Source organism: Candidatus Paceibacterota bacterium, assembly GCA_035452965.1.
GTDB lineage: Bacteria > Verrucomicrobiota > Verrucomicrobiia > Limisphaerales > UBA8199 > UBA8199.
The window spans coordinates 25,804-34,303 of record DAOTCE010000047.1; the positions used below are offsets into that span (position 1 = coordinate 25,804).

Annotated in this window: 4 protein-coding genes; 2 read left to right on the forward strand and 2 right to left on the reverse strand. The window is 63.3% G+C overall.

The features are described from left to right. A complete protein-coding gene (gene bcp, locus P5205_20940; protein ID HSA12830.1) occupies positions 1-474 on the forward strand; it encodes a thioredoxin-dependent thiol peroxidase in 474 nt (157 codons plus the stop codon). A gap of 101 nt (positions 475-575) precedes the next feature. Then, positions 576-1,055: a redoxin domain-containing protein gene (locus tag P5205_20945; protein ID HSA12831.1), complete on the forward strand. Its 480-nt coding sequence runs from the start codon at positions 576-578 to the stop codon at positions 1,053-1,055. A gap of 102 nt (positions 1,056-1,157) precedes the next feature. On the opposite strand, the gene P5205_20950 is transcribed toward P5205_20945, so the two are convergent. Both P5205_20950 and P5205_20955 read right to left on the reverse strand, forming a co-directional pair. Further along, on the reverse strand, positions 1,158-1,835 hold the full coding sequence (locus P5205_20950; protein ID HSA12832.1) for a sigma factor: 678 nt from the start codon (positions 1,833-1,835) through the stop codon (positions 1,158-1,160). 77 nt (positions 1,836-1,912) lie between these two features. After that, positions 1,913-8,251 (reverse strand): protein kinase, encoded by a 6,339-nt coding sequence (locus P5205_20955; GenBank protein ID HSA12833.1) that lies wholly within the window; start codon positions 8,249-8,251, stop codon positions 1,913-1,915. Between the last annotated feature and the right edge of the window lie 249 nt (positions 8,252-8,500).

Below are 8,500 nucleotides of genomic sequence, written 5' to 3' on the forward strand. Positions count from 1 at the left end.
ATGGGAAAACCAGTTGAGTTGAAACTGAAGGAAGGAGACGTGGCGCCGGACTTCACTGCCGCCAGTAATGGCGGGGGCAAGGTGTCCCTGTCCGGCTTCAAGGGGAAGAACGTGATTCTCTACTTTTATCCTCGGGATAACACGCCAGGCTGCACCAGGGAGGCGTGCGCCTTCCGCGACGAGTTTGCCGCGTTCAGGAAGAAAGGCGCAGTCGTTCTCGGTGTCAGCACCGATTCAGCCAAGTCGCATGACAAGTTTGCGGATAAATACAAGCTGCCGTTTACCCTGGTGTCGGACGAGGACAAGAGGATTGCTTTGGCCTACGGGGCTTGGGGACCAAAGAGCTTCCTGGGCCGGAAGTACCAGGGCATGTATCGGGTGACCTTCCTGATCGGGCCCGATGGCCGGATCAAGAAGGTCTGGCCGATGGTTAAGCCGGCCGACCACGCCAGGGAGATTTTGGCCGCGCTCTAGCCCATGGGTCCGCCATGCCGCTGAACGACCGCTGCCATTTGACAGCCGGGCTGACCCAGTTTACTTGTGTAACCGAGTTAACCATCTAACCAAGATTAATTATGGCAATACCTGTAGGGTCCAAAGCACCTGATTTTAGTCTGAAATCCAAGCAAGCGTCCGGGTTGGTGGACGTGAAGCTCAGCGACAACCTGGGCAAGAAGCACACCGTCCTGCTGTTTTTCCCGGCGGCGTTCACCGGCGTCTGCACCCAGGAACTGTGCGACATCACCAGCGGCCTCAACGCCTATGCCGGACTTAACGCCGAGGTTATCGGCATCAGCGTGGATACGCCCTTCGCCCAGGAAGCCTGGGCGCAGAAGGAGAAGATTGGCATCAAGCTGGCCAGCGACCTCAACAAGGAGGTCATCAAGAAGTACGACGTGGTCTTCCCGATGCTGGCTGGCGTAGGGGACACCGCAGCGCGGGCGGCATTCGTCATAGACAAGGCCGGCGTGGTCCAATACAGCGAGCAGACGCCGTCCCCGAAAGAACTGCCCAACTTCGCGAAGGTCCAAGAGACCCTGGCGAAGCTGAAGTAGGTAAGTCCGGCTGGGGAGGGCGAGCGTCCTCGCGAGCCCTGATTTTGGATGACTGCCGAGTAAGTCAGGGCTCGCGTGGACGCTCGCCCTGGAGTGAGGATTTCAATCCCCAAACGCCCGGAACAGGGCGCGCAGCTCTTCTTCCAGGTCGGCGGGGTCGGACAGCGTTTGTGCGATCTCCTCGCGCAGCAACTCCCGGTAGCGCTTGCGCAGCCGGTGCACCGCCACCCGCGCCGCCCCCTCGTTCAGGCCGGCTCTGGCGGCAGCTTCGGCGTAGGGGATGTCGCCCTTGCCCACCGTCAGGAACGGTTTCAACTGCTCGAAGACGGCGGCCTTGCCTTCGGCGGCACACTCCGCGCGCAGCCGGGTGATGACCTGTCCCAGCAGGGTCGTGGCCCACGCTTGGTCGTAGAGCTTGTCCGGACTGAGCTGGTCCGGCGGGTCGATCTGGTAGCGCGTATCGGCGTCCTGCCAGTCCAGCGAGAGCAGGGTCTGCCCACCGCCCCGCTTCTGGCGGTTCGCGCGGTCATATTCATTGGCCAGGTAATGCTTTAGCGCCGCCAGCAGAAACGCCCGGAAGCGGCCCTTCTCGCTCCGCACGTCCTCCAGGTAATTCCTCTTGAGAAAGGCGGCGAAGAATCCCTGGGTGAGGTCCTCAGCGTCCTCCTTGGAATGGCCATGGCGGCGCACATAGGCGTAGAGCGGGTACCAATAGGCGCGGCACAACTCCTCCAACGCGCGGTCGGACTGCGGCGTGCTCCGTCGCCCCGCCGCCAGCACGACCGTCCAATGTGTCGTGGCGAAGATGTCCCCCGGTGCCGGGGTGGAGGCTGAGTTGGGATATTCGGGATTCAGAATCAGTTTACCACCTTCAACCTGGGATGTTTTGCTTCCAGTCTTCTGCGCCCGGGCCCAGTTACTTTGGTGTTGCCCAGGTAGACGTTGACAAGGTTGGTCATTCCGTCCAGGTGGCGCAGTCCAAGGTCTGTCACCCGGGTGTTTTGAAGCTCCAGTTCCTCAAGCGTGTGGAGTGGCGCGAGACACGCCAGCCCAGCGTCCGTGATGATCCCCGAACCGCTTCCAATCCATAGGGACTTGAGGTTCTTCAGCTTTGCCAACGGGGACAGTCCCTGGTCGCTAAAGCGATTGCCCTGCAAGGCAAGCCCAGTGAGGTGGGGCATCTTTGAAAGCACCTGCAGGGAGGCGTTGTCCAACCCCGCGTCGCTCACATGCAAGTATTCCAACTGCCCCAAGGTCTGCAATTCCGCGATGCCTCTGTCCGTAACCGTGGCGTTGTACAGGTAGAGGCGCCTTAAGCTTGCCATGCGCGCGACTTGACGCATGGCTAAATCCGTCGCCTGGGTTCTTTGCAGCACCAGCATCTCCACGTTCTGCAAGGCGGGCAGCACCGCCGCAACTTGGTCGGAGAGGTTAGTGCACTCCCGGCGCACGCCATGTTTGTCTTCGTCATAGACCAGGTTTACCTTGACCACCCTTCCCTGCTCGTCCCAGGTAATGCAGCCGCCGTAATCCTCGATAGCTTTGACGGCGGCCTGCTCGGGGGATAGGGGCGGCATTACGACCTCCGCCCAGTCCATCGTGCGCACTGGGCGTCTCAGGATGCGGAAGTGGTCTAACTCTGCCAGCGGCAGGTCAATGTAGAGCCGCTCAGTGATCTTGCCCGTCTGCGGGTCCCGCTGGCCCCCCACCGAACTGCTGCTGGATGCGACCTCCCGGCCATCTTCAGTGTAAGCCAGCGCCCCAAACTGCAGTCGCCCCGACCACTTAGCCACGTCATACACCAGTGTCAGAGAAGTCCTGTCCCGACCCGCCTGCCCGATGGGATCGAGTTGGCTGCCGTCGGCTAAGGTTATCGTTCCACTCCAATTGGCAGGGAGGTTATCCCGCTCGACCTGCCACTCTCCCAGGGTGTAACGGAGCTGGATGGAAACCCGGCGAGTGTTCGGGTCATCCAATTGCGGGACCACGCTGAAGGCAAGCCAGCCAGTGTTGCCCTTCGCGGCGTCCGCTGGATACCCCGCGGCGCTGTAACTGAGGGTAGGATGCTTGCCGCCGGGATCAGCCAGCGAGATGTCCTTGAGGGAATGCTGGTCAAAGAGTGGATGCGAGAACCAGAGGTAAAGGCAGCGTGGCCCCCTATTGGTCTGAGGCGTAACCAAGGCGACGGGCAGGGGCTGGACCTTGCGCAGCCATTGCAGCTCACTCGCATTGGTCACCCGTGAGCCGTCCGCGTACCGCACCGCGCCCGGATCGTTGGTCTTCCACTGGTCCTGCCACGCCAGGAAGCGCAGCCGTGGCGGCTCCGCGAGTTGCCCAGGTGTGCGGGGCTTTGGAAGCGCGGCGGAGTTGGTGGACGGCATCCGATGGTTCAGCAGGTCCAGGAGCTGCCGCGCTTCGGCGTCGGTGAAGGCGCCGGCAATGTTGGCGTTGCGGCTGGTGATGGCGGCTTGGACGATCGGCGCGCTGATGACGCGGCCATTCCAGACGACGGCCAGTTGCCGGCCCACGTTCTTGGCGGTGGCCTCGGCGAACTTCCCGCTGGCCTCCAGGGTAAGGACCAAAGCCAGCTCCTTCTGGTCGGCCCCAAGCTGCGTAAAGCCTGCGCTCTCCACATCGTCACCGCACAGCACCACTTCCCGCAGGACAGGCAGTTTCTGCTCCGGGCCGCGGCCCTGCCGGCAGGGGAGCAAGTCCGCCGGCGAGTTGGTGTCGCCCTCGCGGGCCACCCAGCGGAATTGGAAGCCCGCTGCCGGCGAAGGGGTGCGACTCGACGCGGTCTCCGGCAGGCCCAGCATCCGCGCGAGTTCCGCGCCCAGGGCTTCGACCTGGCGTGACGCTGCCCAGGCGCGTGCCGCGTCCTTGGCCTGAATGGCTTCCTTCCATTCGGCGGCTTGCGCGTTAAGCTGCTGCCACACCGGCTCGGCGACAGTGCCCTTGAGCTGCTCCTCGATCTGCACCTTCCACGCGTTATCCGCCTGGTTGAAGGCCGCCTGCTCACTGATGTTCGTCATCGTGTGCACCGATGCATGGGCTCGAGCAAAAGCCCTCCATTCCGCGGCCAACTCCAGCGCTTTGGGTGGGATGGGTTTCAACTCCGCAGACCTCGGTGCGTTTTGCGCCAGCTTATAGCGCAGCTTCACGCCGCGGGGGTTGTCGGTGAACGCGGTGACCTGCAGGATGCCTCGCGCGCCATCCCGAGTCTCGAAGGCGAACGTGATGGGCAGCAAACCGTCCGGCAGCACGTAAAGTGTGGCACCAGTCACTTCCACATGTTCCACTGCGGTTGGAATGTTGAGGGCCGCGTTCAGTTCGGAGGCGCTGGCGTTCTCCCATTGACTCGGCGTCAGGTCGGAGAGCTTCAGCCCGTGCGTGATCAGGGCCCAGCGGCGCCCGACGTAATCATCGTATTCGGCGTAGAGATCACCCTCGCTGGCCACCAGCGCCCGGGGTCGTCCGCCGCCCTCCCTGGGGGTCTCGTCAAGGATGGACGACAGTTGCCCTGTCCGCAGACGAAGAGTCTCGTTATTACCTTTGCCGGCACGGTTATCGGGGTCGGGAAGCACGCGCTCGATCACGGGGCCGAAGGCGGTTGGGGCGCGGATTTGTTCCAGGGGGAGGTGGTTAATCCGGGAGGTGGTACCGGCGCGAGGCGGAGCGGTCTGGTTCGTGATCTCGAACAGCCACACGAAGTAGCGAGGCACATCGTTGTGGCGCAGGAATGGGACCAGGAAGACCAAGGCACCGTTGGTGGGAGCGTTGCCTTCGTAGAGGATGCGGGAATAGACGCCCAGCGGCGGTTGGGCGTGGAGGGCATCCAGCCCATAGGAGACAGAGCACTCCATTCTCGCCTGCAGGATGCCATTCTTACGTCGAGCGCCAAGGAACCCCGTCCCTCCAGAGGAGCCGAAGAAATTGGTGTCCGCAAGTGAGGAGCTCCAACTGTCAGCCACCAGGGGCCAGGAACCAATTGTGCGCCGCTGCTCCTTCAGCAGACCGGGTTTGGCGGCCATGCCGTCCAGGAGCGCGCGGAGCGTGCCCGCACCAATCTCGGCCGCTTGGGATTCAGTCAGTCCCACTTTGACTGTCATCTTGAAGTCCCCAACCTGCCGTTCGCTGACGGGTTGACCGAAGTTGACGAGCGCTTTGGCCGATGGCTGTACACCCGGGCGGCGGGAGCTGGAAGGAATCAAACGGTCCACCAACGCCGCCTCGGCCTCGAATGCCCGGTAATGGAACTCGGCAGTGGCAGAGCTTTCGGGTCGCGTTGCTGCAGGACGCAAGAGGGCAGAGAGCCCGTGACCGGGCGGGTGTTTGCCTCTCTGGCCGGCTGCAAAACGGGCCTCAATTTCGGCTGGTCCAAGGGCGCGATCATAGATGCTGAGCTCGTCCACGACGGCCTTGCTATAGAAGCACCAGCCACTTGCTGTATCCACTTGCGCTCCGATGCGCAGCGGTTCCACAGAGGGGGGCAGACTGAGATGCAGCGGCCCTCCGCGGGCGGTGACTGGTTGCACCACCCCATCCAGGTAGAAGGTGGGGTCTTCATCGCCATTGCGGGCCACGACCGCGATGTGATGCCAGTCCAGATCCGCGATGCTGGTCGAGCGCCGGAAGCCACCGGCAAAGGTAAACGCCAGCCCGCTGTCCCACTGAGGCTGATTGATGGTCACGCCGTAGTTCAGCACGCCTCGGGTGTAGTCGCCGCCCTTGTTGATGATGTAGTCCTCCGCCTCCAAATCCTGCCGCTTTACCCAAAACTCGATGGTCAACGCATTGGTCAGTCGCAGGGTTGGGCTGTCTGGCACCTCGATGAAGCTGTTGGTCCTCCCAGAGAAACTAAAAGCCTGACCGACCTTGCCGGCAACAAATCCAGCGTCTCCATGCAGGACACCGTGGTTCCTGCCCGCTGAGTCTTGGGCATCACCGTCCGCGCGCCACCGACTCACCAAGCCCGGTGTGCTTGTGGCGTGGCGAATAATCCCCAGCGCGTTGGCGAGCAGCATGGCGCCGCCAACAATGGCGACGAGCAGGAGTAGCGCGACCAGGACGCCGATGGCGTAACGGCCCCAATACGACGCTGAGGCGGGTTTCCCGCCGCTCGCGGTCGAACCGTTGGGGAGCCGGCGCGCCGCACGCCACAACCGCCAGCCGCAGACCGGCAGGGACAGTGCGCCCAGCCAGATAAGCGGCACAATGACGGCCTCATCCGGCGCAGGATGCCAGCCGAAGCCCTCGTCAAGCATCGCGAGGATGAAGAACGCTGCGAAAGCGATCAGCGGCAACGCGGTGAGGAACGCAAGGCAGGCACTCACCCTGTACGCAGACCGCAGGGTGTCCACGCTCGCGAAACGCCGTAGCAAAAGGGCCAAGACACCCGTGGCGCAGGCCAGCAGAACGAAGGCCAGTATCAGCCACCGGCCGGGGAGACTACTGCGCAGCAGTTCGCACAGCACGCCAAAGAGAGTGGTTCCCGCATAGGTCAGCGTCGCACAAAACGCGAACCAGGGATTGCGCTGGCCGCTAGATGTTCTCGCAGAACACGCCGCGCCCCCCCCTGCCGATGGTCCTGTTTCACCGCCGCCACCACCCGAATCGGCCTGGGCCAAGCGGGACTGCAGCCAAGCGGGCACGAGGACGGCTACCATCACCACCACGCCGATGAGCAGCATCATGAGGAGATTGGCGCGTTGCATGAAACCCTGCGCCCGGTTGCCGAAGAAGGCTTCCGCCGCGGCATCTCGGCCTAGCGAACTCCACGGATGCACGCCGAAGGCAGCTCCGCCAAACGCGAAATAGCCGACCGCCCCGCCGCCCAGGGCAATGGGAGCCACGGCCAGTCCGCCCAGCGCTGCAATCAGACCGACCGCGAGTCCGCCAGTGGACAGCAAGCCCAAGGCGAGACCTCCAAAGGTAAACACGCCGAGGGTGATTCCGCCGAAGGCGAAGCCGCCCATCGCCACACTGCCGATGGCCAGGACGCCTTTGGCGATGCCGCCGATGGCAATGATGCCCTTGGCGACACGCCGTTTGCCCGTGGCGGGGTCAATCCCGTCGGCCACATGGAGCAAGGGCAGGCCGAAGAGCGTGGCCTTGGAGCGGTAGTCAACACCGCGATACATCCGGGGCAAGGCGGCTGCCGGGGTGCCGGTTGACGGTGTGGAGGCAATGGTCTCGACCTGGGTCTTGAGGATGCTGGCCTGCTGGTAGCGGAGCTCGGGTTTGCGTTCGAGCGCCCGGAGGACAATTTCGTCGAGCCGCGCGTCTATCTGGACGGTGCCGCAGGCGCGAGAGGGCGGGACAATCGGCTGGCCGGGGAGCTCGCCGGTGAGCATCTGGTAGAAGACCACGCCGAGGGCGTAGATGTCCGCCCGGCGATCCACCTCGGATGGGTTCTCGACCTGCTCGGGCGCCATGTATTGGGGCGTGCCCATGATCTTGCCCGCCTCGGTCAGACTGGCAGGGACGGCTGGCCCAGCCGTCCGCTCGTCCTCGCCCGGACGCCCCGGCGGGGTGTCCCTGCCTTCCACAATCTTCGCCAGGCCAAAGTCGGCGACCTTCACCCGCCCACGGCGGTCGAGGAGGACGTTCTCGGGCTTGATGTCGCGGTGGACGATGCCTTGATCGTGGGCGTATTGGAGCGCGTCGCAAATCTGCGGCACGATGGCCAGCGCTTCGCGCGAGGAGATGCGGCCGCCGGCCAGCAGTTGTCGCAGGTTCACGCCGTCCACGAATTCCATGAGGAAGTAGCAGAGGGAAGGTTGAGACTCGACCTGGCCGAACTCGTAGAGCGTGACGATGCCGGGGTGGTTCAAGCGGGCCAGGGCGCGGGCTTCGCGGGCGAAACGTTCGGCGAACGCGGGGTCGCTGCCGATGCCTGGGGGCAGGAGCTTGAGGGCGACAATGCGGTCGAGCTGCTTCTGCCGCGCCTTATACACGGCGCCCATGCCGCCTTTGCCCAGCAGGCTGAGTATCTCAAGCTGGGGAAAGAGGCGGGCCAGTTCCTCCAGGGTGGGAGGCACGAATGGTTTGGCTTCGGGGTGGGTGGCAGTGTCAGCGGCAGCGCCCTCCTTGAGAAGGCAGGCGGGGCAGAGCCCGGCCAACGCACCTGTCGTCAGCGGCACCCCGCACTGGGGGCATCTTGCGGGCGCAGAGCCATTCATCGCGGCTTTATTCATATACCCCACTCAGAAGCAAAACCGAGCAAATGTTACAGCACATCGCCTGAAACCCCGTGTAAACCTGCTCCTAACATGCTGAAGTATAATCACTTCCAACCGAACCGTGTGTCCCTTACTGGGCTCAATGGCGTAGTAGAGGCGGAAAACCACGCTTTTACTCGAAAAATGGTGGTGGAACAGCGGTGAGGTGTCGGCGTGAGATATTCTCTGGGTTGCAAGTGGTGTTTTCATGAAAGTTATTCACAG

Coding starts and splice junctions, on each gene's coding strand:
- bcp (HSA12830.1), top strand. CDS start 1: ATGGGAAAACCAGTTGAGTTGAAACTGAAGGAAGGAGACGTGGCGCCG.
- P5205_20945 (HSA12831.1), top strand. CDS start 576: ATGGCAATACCTGTAGGGTCCAAAGCACCTGATTTTAGTCTGAAATCC.
- P5205_20955 (HSA12833.1), bottom strand. CDS start 8,251: ATGAATAAAGCCGCGATGAATGGCTCTGCGCCCGCAAGATGCCCCCAG.